General features: G+C 67.6%; 13 protein-coding genes, 1 tRNA gene and 1 pseudogene. 10 read left to right on the forward strand and 5 right to left on the reverse strand.

Annotated elements, in window-relative coordinates:
* Positions 1-94: 94 nt before the first annotated feature.
* Positions 95-268, reverse strand: a pseudogene (locus tag ACP7AB_RS12820) (transposase); the annotation flags it as partial.
* A gap of 105 nt (positions 269-373) precedes the next feature.
* Here ACP7AB_RS12820 and ACP7AB_RS12825 point away from each other — a divergent pair.
* Positions 374-577: a hypothetical protein gene (locus ACP7AB_RS12825; RefSeq protein ID WP_425991871.1), complete on the forward strand. Its 204-nt coding sequence runs from the start codon at positions 374-376 to the stop codon at positions 575-577.
* Here the strand turns inward: ACP7AB_RS12825 and ACP7AB_RS12830 are convergent.
* The 3 genes from ACP7AB_RS12830 to ACP7AB_RS12840 form a co-directional block, all read right to left on the reverse strand.
* Entirely contained in the window at positions 557-985 is a 429-nt protein-coding gene (locus ACP7AB_RS12830) for a DUF6538 domain-containing protein (protein WP_426046156.1), read from the reverse strand. The two genes, ACP7AB_RS12825 and ACP7AB_RS12830, sit on opposite strands and share 21 nt — an antisense overlap.
* Positions 946-1,021 (reverse strand) — tRNA-Ala (locus ACP7AB_RS12835). Before ACP7AB_RS12835 ends, ACP7AB_RS12830 begins: the two co-directional genes overlap by 40 nt.
* Positions 1,022-1,212: 191 nt before the next feature.
* On the reverse strand, positions 1,213-1,677 hold the full coding sequence (locus ACP7AB_RS12840; protein ID WP_425991861.1) for a TIGR02300 family protein: 465 nt from the start codon (positions 1,675-1,677) through the stop codon (positions 1,213-1,215).
* 133 nt (positions 1,678-1,810) lie between these two features.
* On the opposite strand from ACP7AB_RS12840, the gene aroA reads away from it, so the two are divergent.
* From aroA to mscL, 5 genes are all read left to right on the forward strand, one after another.
* Positions 1,811-3,127: a 3-phosphoshikimate 1-carboxyvinyltransferase gene (aroA, locus tag ACP7AB_RS12845; protein WP_425991859.1), complete on the forward strand. Its 1,317-nt coding sequence runs from the start codon at positions 1,811-1,813 to the stop codon at positions 3,125-3,127.
* A 49-nt stretch (positions 3,128-3,176) separates the two neighbouring features.
* Entirely contained in the window at positions 3,177-3,827 is a 651-nt protein-coding gene (gene cmk, locus ACP7AB_RS12850; RefSeq protein ID WP_425991857.1) for a (d)CMP kinase, read from the forward strand.
* Between the two features lie 156 nt (positions 3,828-3,983).
* Complete coding sequence (gene rpsA / locus ACP7AB_RS12855) at positions 3,984-5,687, forward strand: 30S ribosomal protein S1 (protein ID WP_425991855.1); 1,704 nt, start codon at positions 3,984-3,986, stop codon at positions 5,685-5,687.
* A gap of 357 nt (positions 5,688-6,044) precedes the next feature.
* Positions 6,045-6,335 (forward strand): integration host factor subunit beta, encoded by a 291-nt coding sequence (locus ACP7AB_RS12860; protein ID WP_425991853.1) that lies wholly within the window; start codon positions 6,045-6,047, stop codon positions 6,333-6,335.
* Between the two features lie 46 nt (positions 6,336-6,381).
* Positions 6,382-6,804: a large-conductance mechanosensitive channel protein MscL gene (gene mscL, locus ACP7AB_RS12865; protein ID WP_425991851.1), complete on the forward strand. Its 423-nt coding sequence runs from the start codon at positions 6,382-6,384 to the stop codon at positions 6,802-6,804.
* A 131-nt stretch (positions 6,805-6,935) separates the two neighbouring features.
* Here mscL and ACP7AB_RS12870 read toward each other — a convergent pair whose 3' ends face one another.
* Positions 6,936-8,054 carry an N-acetyltransferase gene (locus ACP7AB_RS12870; RefSeq protein WP_425991849.1) on the reverse strand — a complete coding sequence of 373 codons (1,119 nt, stop codon included), beginning with the start codon at positions 8,052-8,054 and terminating at the stop codon, positions 6,936-6,938.
* 148 nt (positions 8,055-8,202) lie between these two features.
* Between ACP7AB_RS12870 and ACP7AB_RS12875 the strand changes: the two genes are divergently transcribed.
* From ACP7AB_RS12875 to ACP7AB_RS12890, 4 genes are all read left to right on the forward strand, one after another.
* Entirely contained in the window at positions 8,203-8,889 is a 687-nt protein-coding gene (locus ACP7AB_RS12875) for an ImuA family protein (protein WP_425991847.1), read from the forward strand.
* Positions 8,810-10,411, forward strand: a complete 1,602-nt coding sequence (locus ACP7AB_RS12880) for a Y-family DNA polymerase (protein ID WP_425991845.1) — start codon at positions 8,810-8,812, stop codon at positions 10,409-10,411. Before ACP7AB_RS12875 ends, ACP7AB_RS12880 begins: the two co-directional genes overlap by 80 nt.
* Positions 10,408-13,890, forward strand: a complete 3,483-nt coding sequence (locus ACP7AB_RS12885; protein WP_425991843.1) for an error-prone DNA polymerase — start codon at positions 10,408-10,410, stop codon at positions 13,888-13,890. Before ACP7AB_RS12880 ends, ACP7AB_RS12885 begins: the two co-directional genes overlap by 4 nt.
* 367 nt (positions 13,891-14,257) lie before the next feature.
* Positions 14,258-16,207, forward strand: a complete 1,950-nt coding sequence (locus ACP7AB_RS12890; protein ID WP_425991841.1) for a peptide MFS transporter — start codon at positions 14,258-14,260, stop codon at positions 16,205-16,207.
* Positions 16,208-16,296: the final 89 nt, after the last annotated feature.

The raw sequence follows: 16,296 nt of genomic DNA on the forward strand, positions 1-16,296 counted from the left end.
GCCGGCCTGCTGCGCTGGTTGATGGCTGCGCAGACCGGCCTCTTGCCACCCCAGCCAATCACGGCTCAGATCACCAAAGGACTCTCGTTATGGCTGGATGAGAAACGGGGGTCACGTCAACCCCGAACTGCGTCATCCATCGACGTAGCACCGTATCGTGCAGCCCCAGCTCTCTGGCCACTGCGCCGGCGCTCAGCCCGCTGTTGGCGACCCGATCAACGGCCTCCCGCTTGAACGATTCCGGAAACACCCGGCGTTGCACACTCATCAGACACTCCTCTCCAGCTCCGAAAAGCTAGCATGGGTGTCCACTGAAACGAGGGAGGAGCACCAGAACCGTCTTCGGCGTTCGAGCCTTGGATGGGTCGCTCCGATGAAGATCGAACACCTCACGGAGCGTTTTTCCGCCCCTGGCGGGAACCGTGGCGGGGATCGTCCCACCAACATAGGCGGGACCATTTTCGAATCGGGCAGGGGACAGGCTGCGCCCTTCAAACTGTCTCAACATCGTCTCGACCTGCGCCCCGACGAGCCGAGCCTCGCGCACAGCCTCGTCCTATTTTCCGGTGCCGAGTGATCGCCAGAAGTGTGTCTTCCCGACCGCCTCCTGAAGCGTCCGAGGTACCCTCAGTCGAAGATAGAAGACCCTGCCCCTGAAGATCAGTCCGTGGACGTTCCGAGACGATCTGGGAGACGGTGATGCCGACGATCCGGCGGCGTGGGTTCGACTCCTGCCGGGCCGATTGTGAACCACACTGCGGCGCCAGTCCGATCCCGGTAAGTTCGTTGAAGGTAACGGGCTTTCTGGGATCGTGGTGGAGTGTTTGTGAACCAGTCTGCGGTCGCAATCAGGCATAGCCGGAGCGTAAGCTGAGCTACACGCTTCGGTTAAGTGATTGAATCCAGATATGGAAAACCCCCCGCCGTGTTGCGGCGAGGGGTTTGTGGTGGAGCTTAGCGGAGTCGAACCGCTGACCTCTTGCATGCCATGCAAGCGCTCTACCAGCTGAGCTAAAGCCCCAGACCTCAAGACGCTTGGTCTTTCGGTTGGTCCGCCGGGTCTGGTGTGGCCCCCGGCGAGGCGGCGGAACCTATGTCGGGTCGTTTTTCAGATCAACCCGGTTCCGGATTTTATTTTCGACTTTCCCGAAGGCCCGGGGACAGACCGAAATCCGCCCCCGAAATCCTTTGGAAAACAGGCCTCAGGCCGACCTAATGATCGTCGTCCTTGCTGCCCTTGGCGATGTCGCCGTCGAAGGCGTCGTCGTCTTCGTCCTCGATGAAGGGAACGGAGTCGTCGTCATCGTCGTCGTCCGCCAGGACGTCGTCGTCGCCATCGGTCGTGCCCATGCCGGCTTCTTCGGACGGATCTGCGGTCGTGTCGTCCTCGTCGTTGGGCGTCAGGATCGGCTCGTGGCCTTCCTGGTCGATCTCGGGGGTGACGACTTCCTCTTCTTCATCCTCGTCGTCGGACGGCTTCTTCTCGACGACCTGATCTTCGGCATCGTCGGCGGCATAGCCGCCCGGGCGGCCGCGACGGCTGCGCAGCTTGATGGCTTCTTCGGGATCGAACTCGTGCTCGCACTTCGGGCAGTGCGCCGGGCGACGGCCCAGGTCGTAGAATTTGGCCTGGCAGTTCGGGCAGACCTGCTTGGCGCCAAGTTTGGGATCGGCCACGGGTGATGGAGACCTTTGGATGGAGGAGGGGATTTCGGCCGCGTCCCTTGCCACCATGGGGGGCCGCTGTCAAAAGCCGTCTTTGGCGTGGCCGTGATCCGCTCCCTCCCACATTGCATCCTGCGGAGCCTCCGTGGCCTCCAACGCCCCCCATCTGACCGCGCGTCCCGGCCATCCCTTGCGAGGGATCGTGCGCGCCCCCGGCGACAAATCCATCTCTCACCGTTCGATGATCCTGGGCGCCATGGCGACCGGCGTGACCGAGGTCGACGGCCTGCTGGAAGGCGACGACGTCCTGGCCACAGCCCGCGCGGCCGAGGCCTTTGGCGCGACGGTCGAGACGCTGGGCGGCGGGCGCTGGCGCATCACCGGGCGCGGCGGCTTCCAGACCCCGGCCGGCGTCATCGACTGCGGCAATGCCGGCACCGGCGTGCGGTTGTTGATGGGGGCGGCGGCCGGATATCCGATCTCGGCCACCTTCGACGGCGACGGTTCGCTGCGGTCGCGGCCGATGGGCCGCGTCACCGACCACCTGACCCGGATGGGCGCGCGCTTCGCCTGGAGCGGCAAGCCGGGCCTGTTGCCGGCGACCCTGACCGGAGGAACGCTCCACGCCATCGACCATGTCCAGACCGTCGCCTCGGCCCAGGTGAAGTCGGCCATCCTGCTGGCCGGGCTGAACGCGGACGGCGTCACCTCGGTGACCGAGCCGGAGAAGAGCCGCGACCACACCGAGCGGATGCTGCGGGCCTTCGGGGCGACCGTCGATGTCGAGGACGACGCCGAGGGCTGGGTCATTCGTCTCAAGGGCGGCCAGCCCCTGACGGGGACCACCGTCTCGGTGCCGGGCGATCCGTCCTCGGCCGCCTTCCCCTTGGCGGCGGGGCTGATCGTTCCGGGATCGGAAGTGACGGTTGAAGGCGTGATGCTGAACCCGCTCCGCACCGGCCTGTTCGACACCTGGGTCGAGATGGGCGCGGACCTGACCATCGCCAACCGCCGCGTCTCGGGCGGAGAGGAGGTCGGCGACATCACCGCGCGTCACTCCGCGCTGAAGGGCGTCATCGTGCCGGAGAGCCGCGCCGCCTCGATGATCGACGAATATCCGATCCTGGCCGCCACCGCCGCTTTCGCAACGGGCCGGACCGTCATGCGCGGCGTCGGCGAGATGCGGGTCAAAGAGAGCGACCGCATCCGCCTGATGGTCGACGGCCTGCGGGCCTGCGGTGTCGCCGTGGAGGAAGAACCTGAGGGTTTCATGGTCGCCGGAGGCGCCGTTCCGGGCGGGGCGACGGTCCACACCGCCCACGATCACCGCATCGCCATGAGTCACCTGGTCCTGGGCCTGGCCGCCGAGGGCGCCGTGACGGTCGATGAGCCGGACATGATCGCCACCTCCTTCCCCGGCTTTGTCGAGATGATGCAGGGGCTTGGAGGCAACGTGGGGTGACACAGCGTTCACTGGCGTCCGGCGTCGGTCTGTGCTTCGACACACTGAAATGAGCAATCCGTTCGTCATCGCCGTCGACGGGCCCGCCGCCTCGGGCAAGGGGACGATCGCCTCGCGTCTGGCGCGCGAGTATGGCCTGCCGTTCCTCGACACGGGCCTGCTGTACCGCGCCGTGGGTCTGGACGTGCTGACCGGTGGAGGCGACCTCGGCGACGCAAGGGCGGCGGAGGCCGCAGCCCGCGCCCTCGACGCCGGGCGGCTTTCGGACGATGCGGCCCTGACCAGCGGAGACGCCGGCGAGGCCGCCAGCCGGGTCGCGGGCTTCCCCGGCGTCCGCGCGGCCCTGCTGGATCTGCAACAGGCCTTCGCGCGTCAGGCGGGCGGCGCCGTGCTGGATGGCCGCGACATCGGCACTGTCATCGCCCCCGAAGCCCCGTCCAAACTGTTCGTCACCGCCACGCCCGAAACCCGCGCGCGACGCCGCTGGCTGCAGCTGAACGGTCGCGGCGATCCCATCACCTATGAGGCCATGCTGGCCGACATCCAGCGCCGCGACGAACGCGACGCCGGCCGCGGCTCGGCTCCCATGGTCCAGGCCGGGGACGCGGTCTTGCTGGATACGACCGATATGGATATAGAGGCCGCCTTCGATGCGGCCCGCCGTATCGTCGAGGCGGCGCGAGCGAAACACGGCCTCTAGGCCCGTTTCGCAAATCCAGCGCTCCGTCCTCGGCTTCCGCGGGCGCTCTGGTTCAGCTGAGCCTCGCGTCCCACGACCGACTTCCCATTCCAACTTTCACCTCGCGCGGGGCCGTTCGGTCGCGCGCCACAGCCCTATCGGAAACACCAGAGCTTCATGTCTGATACCCTCAACCCCACCCGCGACGACTTCTCCGCCCTGCTCGACGAGCAGCTGCAAGGCCGCGACCTCGGCGAAGGCCAGGTCGTTCACGGCCGCGTCGTCGGCATCGAAAAAGACATCATCATCATCGACGTCGGTCTGAAGACCGAAGGCCGCATCCCCGCCCGCGAGTTCGGTCAGGGCGAAGGCGCCGTCATCCCCAAGATCGGCGATGACGTCGAGGTCTACCTCGAGCGCGTCGAGAACGCCCTGGGCGAGGCCGTCATCAGCCGCGACAAGGCCCGTCGCGAAGAAGCCTGGACCCGTCTGGAAGTCGTCTTCGCCGAAGGTCACCCGGTCAACGGCGCCATCGTCGGTCGCGTCAAGGGCGGCTTCACCGTCGACCTGGGCGGCGCCTCGGCCTTCCTGCCCGGCTCGCAGGTCGACATCCGCCCGGTGCGCGACGTCGGCCCGCTCATGGGCAAGGAACAGCCGTTCCAGATCCTCAAGATGGACCGCCCGCGCGGCAACATCGTCGTCTCGCGTCGTGCGATTCTGGAAGAAGCCCGCGCCGAACAGCGCACGGAGCTGGTCGGCCAGCTGCAAGAGGGTGAAGTCCGCGACGGCGTCGTCAAGAACATCACCGACTACGGCGCCTTCGTGGACCTGGGCGGCATCGACGGCCTGCTGCACGTCACCGACATGTCGTGGAAGCGCGTCTCCCACCCGTCGCAGGTGCTCGCCGTCGGCGACACCGTCCAGGTCCAGATTGTCAAGATCAACCCGGACACCCAGCGCATCTCGCTGGGCATGAAGCAGCTGCAAAGCGATCCGTGGGACGGCGTCGAAGCCAAATACCCGCCGGGCGCCAAATACACGGGCCGCATCACCAACATCACCGACTACGGCGCGTTTGTTGAGCTGGAAGCCGGCGTCGAGGGCCTGGTGCACGTCTCGGAAATGTCCTGGACCAAGAAGAACGTCCACCCCGGCAAGATCGTCTCGACCTCGCAGGAAGTCGACGTCGTGGTTCTGGATGTCGACGCCTCCAAGCGCCGCATCTCGCTGGGCCTGAAGCAGGCCCAGGACAATCCGTGGGATGCGTTCGTCGCCGCCAACCCGATCGGCTCGACCGTCGAGGGCGAGGTCAAGAACGCCACCGAGTTCGGCCTGTTCATCGGCCTGGACAACGACATCGACGGCATGGTGCACCTGTCCGACCTCGACTGGTCGGTCTCGGGTGAGGAAGCCATCCAGCGCTACCGCAAGGGCGAGATGGTCAAGGCCAAGGTCCTGGACGTCGACGTCGAGAAGGAACGCGTCTCGCTCGGCATCAAGCAGCTGGGCGGCGATCCCGTCGGCGAAGGCGACACCTACAAGAAGGGCCAGACCGTCACCCTGACCGTCACGTCCATCGAGTCGGGCGGCATCGAGGTGAAGTTCGGCGAAGACGACGCGCCGGTCTCCTCCTTCGTGCGCAAGTCGGACATCAGCCGCGACCGCAACGAGCAGCGTCCCGAGCGTTACGCCGTCGGCGACCGCGTCGACGCCCAGATCACGGGCATCGACAAGGCCACGCGCCGCGTCTCGGTCTCGATCAAGGCTCTGGAAATGGCCGACGAGAAGGAAGCCATCGATCAGTTCGGGTCCTCGGACTCGGGCGCCTCGCTGGGCGACATCCTCGGCGCGGCCCTGCGCGAGAAGGCCGGCAAGGAGTAATCCTTCCGATCTGATCGGGCCTCAAACAGCCCGGCATAGCCTGTCCCCCGGCCGACCGAAGATCGGACCGGGGGCGAACCGGGCGTCAGACTCCACAAGAATGAAGGGCGGCCGGAGCAATCCGGCCGCCCTTTTTCGTGCGTGTTCGCGCCGGCCGAAATGCTGTTTCGCTAGCGGTTGCAACCCGATCTGGCGAGGTTCTCCGTGTACGGTTGCCGACATTTAATGATCTTCCCTGACGGAAACTGACAATCAGGCCTTTTTCGCTCGCCGGGCGAAGGCTAGGGTGTCCCCGCAACTCGATTGAAGTTGCACCCAATTTGCTCGGTGTGAGCAGGAAAGGTCGGGGGCCTGGCGATGATTAAGTCTGAGCTCATCGAGAAGCTGGCGGCTGAGAACACGCATCTGACCCAGGCCGAGGTCGAGCGCGTGGTCAATGTCGTGCTCGGACGCATGACCGAGGCCATGGCCGAGGGAGGCCGTGTCGAGCTTCGCGGCTTCGGCGCTTTCTCGGTTCGCGCCCGGCCTGCCCGGGCGGGACGCAACCCGCGAACCGGCGAGACCGTGGACGTTCCCGCCAAGTCGGTCCCGTTCTTCAAGAGCGGCAAGGAGCTGCGCGAGCGGCTCAATGCCTCCGGGGACGCCTGAGTCCGGTCTGTCACGAGCCCGCCCGACGAAACTGAAGGGAGACGCCGTGAGCCTGCTGAGCGAGTTCAAGGAGTTCGCCGCACGCGGCAACGTCATCGACCTGGCGGTCGGCGTCATCATCGGCGCCGCCTTTGGCAAGATCGTCACCAGTCTGGTCGAACAGGTCGTGATGCCCCCGATCGGCCTGTTGCTCGGCCGGGTCGATTTCTCCGAACTGAAATGGGTGCTGGCGCCCGAAAACCCGGCCACGGAAGCGGTCGAGGAGGTCGCCATCCAGTATGGCGCCTTCATCAACACCTTGATCCAGTTTGTGATCGTGGCCTTCGTGGTCTTCCTGATGGTCAAGGGCATCAACCGCCTGCGCCGCGAGGAAGCCGCCGACCCGACGCCTTCGGCTCCGCCGGCCCCGACCCCGACCGAGACCCTGCTGGCCGAAATCCGCGACGCGCTAAAGGCGCGGAAAGTCTAGACCGTTCGACGGGTGAGTTGCGGCGCCCTTGGAGCGCGGACCTGGAGGTCCGCGCTGGCTGACGTCTCAAGCGAGACGGGCGTCCGTCTCGGTCGCCGCCGACATCGCCTGCCTGCTGCCTGCAGCCTTTCTCAGGCCGCCCGCCGCTCTTCCCCGGTCACGGGCACAGGTCTCAAACAGATGCCGTAGTCGCCGTCGAAGGGCGTCGGGGACCAGGTGTCGACGCCCGGCGTATCCGGGTCGAACTTCACATGGCAATGCCCCCAGCCGCCCTCGCGTCGTGCTGAATCCGCAAGCGGGCCGAGGCGGCGCAGCAGGTCCGGGTTGACCGTCTGTATGCGGAGCTTCGCCGCGCCGAGGCTGCGGGTATTGGCCAGCAGCGCCTGCATCAGGGCCGGAATGGCGCGGGGTTCGTCCTCCAGGGCCATCAGATCGATGATCTCCAGCATCGGCGGCTCGATCGGATTGCCCTTGGACATCATCGCCATGGCATAGCCGCCGATGGCCTTGCCGCGATTGAAGGCCAGCAGCAGGGGGCGCAGGGTCAGGTCGGGGTCCGACAGCCGCCAGCGCAGCATGGCCGGGCTGCGGTCAGAAATCATCCGGCCCTCGGTCCTCAGGGCTTCCCAGAAATCCGCATAGCGCGACCGGTCCGCCAGATCGGTCAGGAGGGCCACGCGGGCCGGCAGATCCAGCATTTCGGGATCATGCAGACGCGGGTTCAACAGTCGTTCGTTGCGCGCTTCGGTCAGGCGGGGAGCGTGGCGATCGATCTCGCGCCACAGTCGTCCGCCGGCGCAGGCCAGGGCGTCGACCCGCCAGGACAGTTTCACATCGTGCGTTTCCGGCGGCCAGGCGACCATGCCGTGGCGCCGGTAGAGCGGGCTGGACGCCGGATTGGCGTTGAAGGTGTAGCGGGCGAACAGGTTCCTCTGGTCCGCGAAGGCGGCCAGCAGTTTCCGGCTGTTGCCACGCGCCCGTGGCGTGACGATGATCGAGAATCCTGTGGCGCCGTGGATCGTCCGGTCGCCGTTGTGGAAGCGCTGAACGAAATTGCCGGTGAAGCCGCAGGGTTCCCCGTCTTCGGCCTCCAGCAGCCAGCCGGCCGGCGCGGTCGTCTCCTGCAGCGCCGGATTGCTCGCCAGCCAGACCCAGCCGGCTTCCGAGCGCTCGGGCCAGCCCACGGAATGGTGCAGGGCGTTGACGGCGCCGTGGTCCCTCGTGTCGATGGGTCGAACTGAAAAACTCATTGGTCAGGTTCCAGAGCGATACAGGCCGCCCCCTCCACCGGACGTCCCTGCACGAGGCAGGCCAACACGGACATGCTTAAGTAGAGCGGGCGGGTAATCTTCCAGGCGTAGCGATTCCGGTTTGACTCCGGCGACGGCGGAACAAATAATGAACATGGAGTTTTCTATCGCCATGTCCGACCGTCCGTCGCCAGAGTCAGAAGCCGTCCCGCCGCCCCTTTCGCGACTGTCCGAAGGGCTGGAAGAGGTGTGCGCGGCGGGCGCGCGCGACATGGCGGCGGCCCTGGCCTTCACCCTCGGCCGGGCTGTGGTCGGCGAGGGGCGAGGCGTTGTCATGAGCGCGACCCGGGCGTGGCTGGGTGAGAACGGACGGCCCTATGGTCCCGGTCTGGCGGGCTTTCGGACGCGCGACGCCTTCGTCCTGATCGAGACCCGGACGGAGGCGCTGGCCCTGTGGGCCATGGAACAGGCACTGCGGTCCGGCGGCGCCGCCCTGGTGATCGGCACGGTCGATGGAGCCGAACTGGCCCAGACCCGGCGGCTGGAATTCGCCGCCCGCGACGGGGGGTGTTCCGGCCTTCTGCTGCGCGCCCGCTCCGGCGACCTCAGCGCCGCGCGTCGGCGCTGGCGCATTACAACTCTTGCGGGCAATGGCGACGCCTTCGACGACCGCGCGCCGGGGCGGATGATGATCCGTGCCGAAATGACCCGCAGCCGGATGGAGCGACCGGGCGTCTGGATGCTGGAGCAGGATGATGAGACGCATCGTCTCCGTCTGGCTGATCGACTGGCCGGTGACGGTCTGGACCCGATCGGCCGGACCCAATACGCCTGAGTCTTCCCGGCCTGACCCGTTCGCGGCCGGGGCAGGTCCGCTGGCCCTGATCCTGCGCACGGCGCGGGGGGCGGTGATTCATGCCCTGAACCCGGCCGCCCGGACCCTGAACCTGTCGCGCGGCCAGACCCAGGCCGACGCCCTCGCCATGGTCCCGCATCTGGTCTGTCATCCCGCCGATCCCGCCGCCGACCTGCGCGCGCTGGAGGCCCTGGCCTTCTGGGGCGAGCGCTGGTCTCCGGCCGTCACCGTCGATCCCTCGGAAGGCGGGCTGGAGGGGCTGTTCCTCGACCTGACCGGCGCGACCCATCTGTTCGGCGGCGAGGACGGGGCGATCGACCGCATCGAGCAGCGTCTGGCCGAGGCCGGCATCCGCGCCCGCGCCGCCATGGCCCCGTCTCCCGGTGCGGCCTGGGCCCTGGCGCGCTGGGGCAATGCGACCCGCATCGCCTGCGACGCGGACGTGCGCGAGGCTCTGGCCCCCTTGCCGGTCGACTCCCTGCGCATCGACGACGCGGCCCTGAAACAGACGCGGCGGTTCGGGCTGAAACGGATCGGGGATCTCTATCCCATGCCGCGCGCAGGCCTGGCCCGTCGCTTCCGTGACGGCGCCGGGGTCGGGCTGGTCCGCCGTCTGGATCAGGCCCTGGGCGCCACGGCCGAGGCCCTGATCCCTACCCGCGCCCCGCCTCGCTATCGCGGGTGGGAAGCCTATGCCGATCCCCTGACCGACACGGCCGGGATCGAGGCGCGCCTGCCCGGTCTCGCCGAAGGCCTGGCCAGGACCATGGAGAGCGACGGGCAGGGGGCGAGGGCCCTGACCCTGACCGCCTTCCGCGTCGACGGCCGGGCCAGCGCCGTCTCGGTGCGCATGGGGCGGGCGCTGCGCGATGTCTCCATCTGGATGCGGCTGTTCCGCGAGACGGGGATCGAGCGGATCGACCCCGGTTTCGGCATCGACGCCCTGATGCTCACTGCTGACCTGACCGAGCCCATGGTCGCGCTCCAGGTCTCCATGGGCGAGGAGCTGCAGGCGCGTCACGCCGAGGGCATGGCCGCCCTGATCGACCGGCTGTCGGCGCGTCTGGGCGAGGCCTCGGTGCGGGTCGCGACGCCTCAGGGGTCGTGGATGCCGGAGCGGGCCGAACGCTGGGCGCCGGCCCTGACGTCCGCCCCGGTCAGGGACAGGCGCGATCCCGGCCGGGCCCGCCCCCTGCTGTTGCTCGACCCGCCCGAGCCGGTGGAGACCCTCGCCGACCTGCCCGACGGCGCCCCGGCCCGGTTCACCTGGCGGCGCGTGACCCGCCGCGTGACCCGCGCCGACGGCCCCGAACGCCTGTCGCCCGAATGGTGGCGTCCCCGCCCGGACGGCCGCCAGTCCCGCACCCGCGACTACTATCGCATCGAGGACGACCAGGGCCTGCGCTACTGGCTGTTCCGCGAAGGCCTCTACGGCGCGGAATACACAGGCGCGAAGGACGAGCGCGTCCCCTCATGGTGGATGCACGGGATGTTCCCGTGACGGGCTGGCCCCACCCCGACTGGAACGGCGAGTACGCCGAGCTCGGCGCCATGACCAACTTCAGCTTCCTGGAGGGCGCCTCCCATCCGGGGGAGATGACGATGCAGGCGAAAGCCCTGGGCCTCGCCGCCGTCGGCGTCGCCGACCGCAACACCCTGGCCGGAATGGTCCGTGCCCTGATGGGGGCCGAGGACCACGCCATCCGTCTGGTCGTCGGGGTCCGGCTTGGCTTTCTCGACGGGACCGAACTGATCGTCTTCCCCCGCGACCGCGCCGCCTACGGCCGCCTGTGCCGCCTGCTGACCCTGGGCAAGAGCGAGGTGCTGGACGGGGATGTCTCCTCCCCGTCGCCTCTTGGCGATGGGGAGGGGGACCGCGGGCGCGACTCAGCGACCGTGGTGGAGGGGGCGACGCCGGCGGGTCCGATGCGTGGCTCACATCTCCGGCTGGTGTCGGCCCCTCCGTCACGGCGCGAAGAGGCGCCGCGCCACCTCCCCATCCGCGATGCGGACGGGGAGGAGACAGTCGCCCCCGACCGCACCGCCAAGGGCGAGACCCGGCTGACCTTCGAACAGGCCGCGGCCCACGGCGAGGGGATGATCGCCCTCGCCGTCGCCCCCGAGGCTCCCGACGCGGCGTTCGAGTCCCGCCTCCTGACGTGGCGCAAGGCGTGGCCCGACATCCTCTATCTGGCCGCCCAGCCCCTGTGGCGCGGTGACGACCGGGCGCGTCTGAACCGGCTGGCGGCGATGGCGACCCGGACCGGCGCCCCGATGATCGCCACCAATGCGGCCCTGTACCACCACCCCGACCGGCGCCCGCTTCAGGACGTCCTGACCTGCATCCGCGAGGGGATGACCATCGACGCCGCCGGCCTGCGCCTCCAGGCCAATGCCGAACGCCATCTGAAGCCCGCCTCCGAAATGAGCCGCCTTTTCAAAGGCCACGAGGCGGCCCTGGCCCGGACCATGGAGGTCGTGCGGGCCTGCACCTTCTCCCTGCGTGAGCTCAGCTATCAGTACCCGGACGAACCTGTGCCGGCGGGCTGGTCGCCGCAGGGTTGGCTGATCCGCCTGACCTGCAGGGGCGCCCGCGAAAAATGGCCCCGCGAAAACGGGCCGGTTCCGACCTCCGTGGTCAAGACGATCCGCAAGGAACTCCGTCTGGTCCGGGAAAGGAAATACGCGCCCTATTTCCTGACCGTCCACGAGATCGTCGCCTGGGCGCGGCATCCCGATCGCGACATTCTCTGTCAGGGACGGGGCTCCGCAGCCAACTCCGTCATCTGTTTCTGCCTCGGCATCACCAACGTCGATCCCACAGATCAGGACATGCTGATCGAGCGGTTCATCTCGTCCGAACGCTCGGAGCCGCCTGACATCGACGTCGATTTCGAACACGAACGGCGCGAGCTGGTCATGCAGCATGTCTATGACCGCTACGGCCGCGACCGTGCCGGCATCGTGGCGACCATCATCCACTACCGGCCGCGCTCCGCCATCCGCGACGTCGGCAAGGCCCTGGGGCTGACCGAGGACGTCACCGCCCGTCTCGCCGACACCGTCTGGGGCTCCTACGGCTCGGAGGTGAAGGACGATCACGTCGACCATGCCGGCGTCAGCCGCGACGATGTCCGCATGAAGCTGGCGCTCGACCTGACCGCCGAGCTGATCCAATTCCCCCGCCACCTGTCGCAGCACGTCGGCGGCTTTGTTCTCAGTCAGGGGCCGCTGTGCGAGATCGTCCCCATCGGCAATGCGGCGATGAAGGACCGCACCTTCATCGAATGGGACAAGGACGACATTGATCATCTGCAACTGATGAAGGTCGATGTCCTGGCCCTGGGCATGCTGACGGCGCTGAAGCGCGCCTTCGGCATGATCGCGCAGAGCTACGGGCGATCCCTGGAACTGCACACGGTGCCGAGGGAGGACCCCGAGGTCTACGAGATGCTCTGCAAGGCGGATTCCGTCGGGGTCTTCCAGGTCGAGAGCCGGGCCCAGATGGCCATGCTGCCCCGGCTGCAGCCGCGCGAGTTCTACGATCTGGTGGTCCAGGTCGCGATCGTCCGACCCGGTCCGATCCAGGGCGGCATGGTCCACCCCTATCTCAAGCGACGAACGGAGCGTCGGGCGGCGGAGGCGCGCGGTCATGTCTACGAGTTCGACATGCCGGGTCCCGCAGGCGGCGATCCGGACGAGTTGAGAAACGTCCTTCGCAAGACCCTGGGCGTACCCCTGTTTCAGGAACAGGCGATGCGGATCGCCATGGTCGCGGCCGAGTTCAGCGGCGGAGAGGCCAACGGTCTGCGCCGCGCCATGGCCACCTTCCGGCACATGGGCACGATCGGTCATTATGAGGATATGATGGTCGGCCGGATGATCGGGCGGGGCTATGAGGCCGGGTTCGCCCGCCGCTGTTTCGACCAGATCAAGGGCTTCGGGGAGTATGGTTTTCCCGAAAGCCACGCCTGTTCGTTCGCCCTCCTCGTCTACATCTCGGCCTGGGTGAAATGCGTCTACCCGGAGGTCTTCGCCGCCTGTCTTCTGAACAGCCAGCCGATGGGGTTCTACGCCCCGGCTCAGCTCGTGCGGGACGCCCGCGAGCACGGGGTCGAGGTGCGCCACCCGGACGTCAATGCGAGCGGCTGGGACGCGTCGCTCGAGACTCGGGGCGAGGGTGAGGCCTGCGCCATACGCCTCGGCTTCCGCTCCATCGACGGTTTCCGGGAGGCGTGGGCCGAGACCATCGTTCAGCAACGGGCCATCGCCCCCTTCCGCGATCTGGAGGACCTTCGCATCCGCGCCGATCTTTCCCCTCCCGCCCTCGACCGGTTGGCGGAGGCGGACGCCTATGGATCGCTGGACCTGTCGCGGCGCCGGGGAATGTGGGCGGCCAGGGGGGCGGCGCCGGCGTCGACGGCGCCCCTGTTCGCGGCCATGGGGCTGGACGAGGCGGACGGGGCGCCCCCGGCCGCCCTGCCGCGCCTGACCGATGCGGAGGAGGTGGTCGGCGACTATCAGACCATCCGGCTGTCGTTGAAGGGCCACCCCGTCGCCTTCCTGCGCGAACGGCTGACGCGGGCCGGGGCGATGACGGCCGAGGCCTACAGGACGGCGAAGGACAACCGTCGCGTTTCGGTCGGGGGAGTCGTGCTGGTGCGCCAGCGGCCGGGATCGGCCAGGGGGGTGGTGTTCCTGACCCTCGAGGACGAGACGGCCGTCGCCAACCTCGTGGTCTGGCCCGATGTGTTCGAGCGGCTACGCCCCGTCGTCATGGGCGCGCGTATGGTTCTGGTCACCGGCAAGGTCCAGCGGGCCGAGGGGGTGGTCCATCTGGTGGTCGAGGACATGGTCGACTGGACGCCCATGCTGGGCCATCTGTCCACGGACCAGACGCCGGGATCGGGCCACGCCCCGACGCGGGGACGGCATCCGCGGGACGTGCGCATCCTGCCGGGGTCGCGGGATTTTCACTGAACCCGCCTTCCCTCTCCCTCCCCCTCGGGGGAGGGTGGTCGACGCGAAGCGGAGACCGGGTGGGGGCGGCACGGCAAACCACCAGGGCCTGCATCCGCATCACCCTGCCGCCCCCACCCCGTCGCTGCGCGACGACCCTCCCCCGAGGGGGAGGGAAAGCGCCCGGGACGCCGGTTCGCCTGCGTTCATCGCCGCCTTGTGACGGTTCGATTATCCATAAGGCTTGTCCGGTCTTGCCCGGCGTGCTGCTTATGCCAGCTTGTGCGCGTCCGTTCGGCGCGATGTTAGGGAGTGGGCGGTTGATCAAGACCGACGAGGGAGCCGCAAAAGGGCTTCGACGACTTGTGAACAGTGCAGGAGGTCAGGCGTGAACATCGTCATCCTTCTGGGGGTGATCATCACCCTGGCGACCGGGCTTCCGGTCCTGCTGCAAATCCTCAAGACCCACCCCAAGGGGCTGCTGGTCTGCTTCTTCGCCGAGATGTGGGAACGGTTCTCCTTCTACGGCATGCGCGGTCTGCTGATCTTCTATCTGACCCAGCATTTCCTGTTCGATGACGGTTTCGCCTCTGGCCAGTATGGCTCCTACGCCTCCCTCGTTTACCTGTTGCCGCTGATCGGCGGCATCGTGGCCGACCGTTACATCGGCACGCGCAAGGCGATCATGTTCGGGGCGGTCCTGCTGGTCGCCGGTCACGGCATGATGGCCTTCGAGGGCAATCCCGCGACCCAGAGCCTGACCTATGGCGGCACCGTCTATGAGATCCAGATCGACGGACGCGGCGACACCCAGACGTCCCAGGTCGTGGTCGGCGGACAGCCGTACCACTTCACCCCCGCCGACGGCGGCGGCCTGACCATCACCGACCTGCCGGCCGGATCGGTTGTCCCCGGCACGCTCGCCGCAGGCAGCTACGAGCTGACCGCCGCGCGCGATCCGATGGGCGTCAACATCTTCTACCTGTCCCTGTCCCTGATCATCATGGGCGTCGGCTTCCTGAAACCGAACATCTCGACCCTGGTCGGACAGCTCTATCCGCAAGGCGATCCACGTCGGGATTCCGGCTTCACCCTCTACTACTACGGCATTAATCTGGGGGCCTTCTGGGCCGCCGTGCTGTGCGGCCTGCTGGGCCAGCGTTTCGGCTGGAGCTGGGGCTTCGGCCTGGCCGGCATCGGCATGTTCGCCGGCCTGATCGTCTTCTGGCTGGGCAAGCCCCTGCTTCAGGGCAAGGGCGAAAGCCCGTTCCCCGACCTGATCAAGAAGCCCGTCCTGGGTCCGATCAACCGCGAGGGACTGATCTATATCCTGGGCTTCGTCGGCGTCGCGGCCCTGTGGTTCATCGTTCCGAACCACGAACTGGTCGGAGCAGGCCTGATCCTCTCGACGATCGCCTCGCTGGCCTTCATCACCTGGTTCATCGTCTTCAAGCTCAAGGGCGACAAGGTCGCGCGTGAGCGGATGATGCTGGCCATGGTCCTGGTGTTCGGCTCGGTGATCTTCTTCACCCTGTTCGAACAGGCGGGCACCTCGCTGAACCTGTTCGCCGACCGCAACGTCGACCTGTCCCTGACCAGCCAGGCCTACACCTTCCTCGGCATCCCGGTGGGCTCGCCGGACCAGGTGGCCGCCGCGGGCTTCTCGACCTCGCAGTGGTGGGGCTGGATCGACACCTCGATGTCGGCCTCCCAGACCCAGTCGTTCAACGCGGGCTTCATCCTGATCTTCGCGCCGGTCTTCGCGGCGCTGTGGGTCTGGCTGGCCAAACGCAAGATGGACCCCAACCCGGTGGTCAAGTTCGGCCTGGGCATCATCCAGGTCGGCCTCGGCTTCCTGATCGTGGTCTGGGGCGCCCAGTCGGGCCTGGTGGACGACGCCTTCCGCACCCCGATCGTGCTGCTGGCGCTGCTCTACATGTTCCACACCCTGGGCGAGTTGTTCCTGTCGCCGGTCGGACTGTCGGAGATCACCAAGCTGTCGGTGCCGGCCATCGTCAGCTTCATGATGGCCGTCTGGTTCATGGCGTCTTCGATCGCCCACTTTGTCGGCGGCATCATCGCGGGCGCCGCCGGGACCGAAACCGTCGGCGGCCAGGTGCTGGATCCCGAGGTGGCGCTGAACACGTCCCTGGCGTCCTTCAACCTGTTGGGCCTGTGGGGCGTCGGTATCGGCGTCGCCTTCATCGTCGCCAGCGTCTTCATCTCGAAATGGTCGAACGGCGTGAATGACCCGGACAACCACCCGGGACCATCGCTGACCGATCGGGGCACGGAAGACGGCAGCGTCGCTCGCCCCGGAGCTACCACGACGGGCTGACCGCCTGTCGGCAAGACAAAGGGCGGCGTCCTCGCGGGCGTCGCCCTTTTTCACGCAAGGAGATGGGAATTAATTCGTTCCACGGCCCT

Origin of the sequence: Brevundimonas sp. TWP3-1-2b1 (genome assembly GCF_049896165.1) — a bacterium.
Classification (GTDB): Bacteria; Pseudomonadota; Alphaproteobacteria; order Caulobacterales; family Caulobacteraceae; genus Brevundimonas; species Brevundimonas subvibrioides_B.

Bases quoted from the DNA above. Each gene is read 5' to 3' on its own strand.
- rpsA (WP_425991855.1), top strand. From the start codon at position 3,984: ATGTCTGATACCCTCAACCCCACCCGCGACGACTTCTCCGCCCTGCTC.
- cmk (WP_425991857.1), top strand. From the start codon at position 3,177: ATGAGCAATCCGTTCGTCATCGCCGTCGACGGGCCCGCCGCCTCGGGC.
- ACP7AB_RS12830 (WP_426046156.1), bottom strand. From the start codon at position 985: ATGCAAGAGGTCAGCGGTTCGACTCCGCTAAGCTCCACCACAAACCCC.
- ACP7AB_RS12870 (WP_425991849.1), bottom strand. From the start codon at position 8,054: ATGAGTTTTTCAGTTCGACCCATCGACACGAGGGACCACGGCGCCGTC.
- ACP7AB_RS12875 (WP_425991847.1), top strand. From the start codon at position 8,203: ATGAACATGGAGTTTTCTATCGCCATGTCCGACCGTCCGTCGCCAGAG.
- ACP7AB_RS12860 (WP_425991853.1), top strand. From the start codon at position 6,045: ATGATTAAGTCTGAGCTCATCGAGAAGCTGGCGGCTGAGAACACGCAT.
- ACP7AB_RS12880 (WP_425991845.1), top strand. From the start codon at position 8,810: ATGAGACGCATCGTCTCCGTCTGGCTGATCGACTGGCCGGTGACGGTC.
- ACP7AB_RS12825 (WP_425991871.1), top strand. From the start codon at position 374: ATGAAGATCGAACACCTCACGGAGCGTTTTTCCGCCCCTGGCGGGAAC.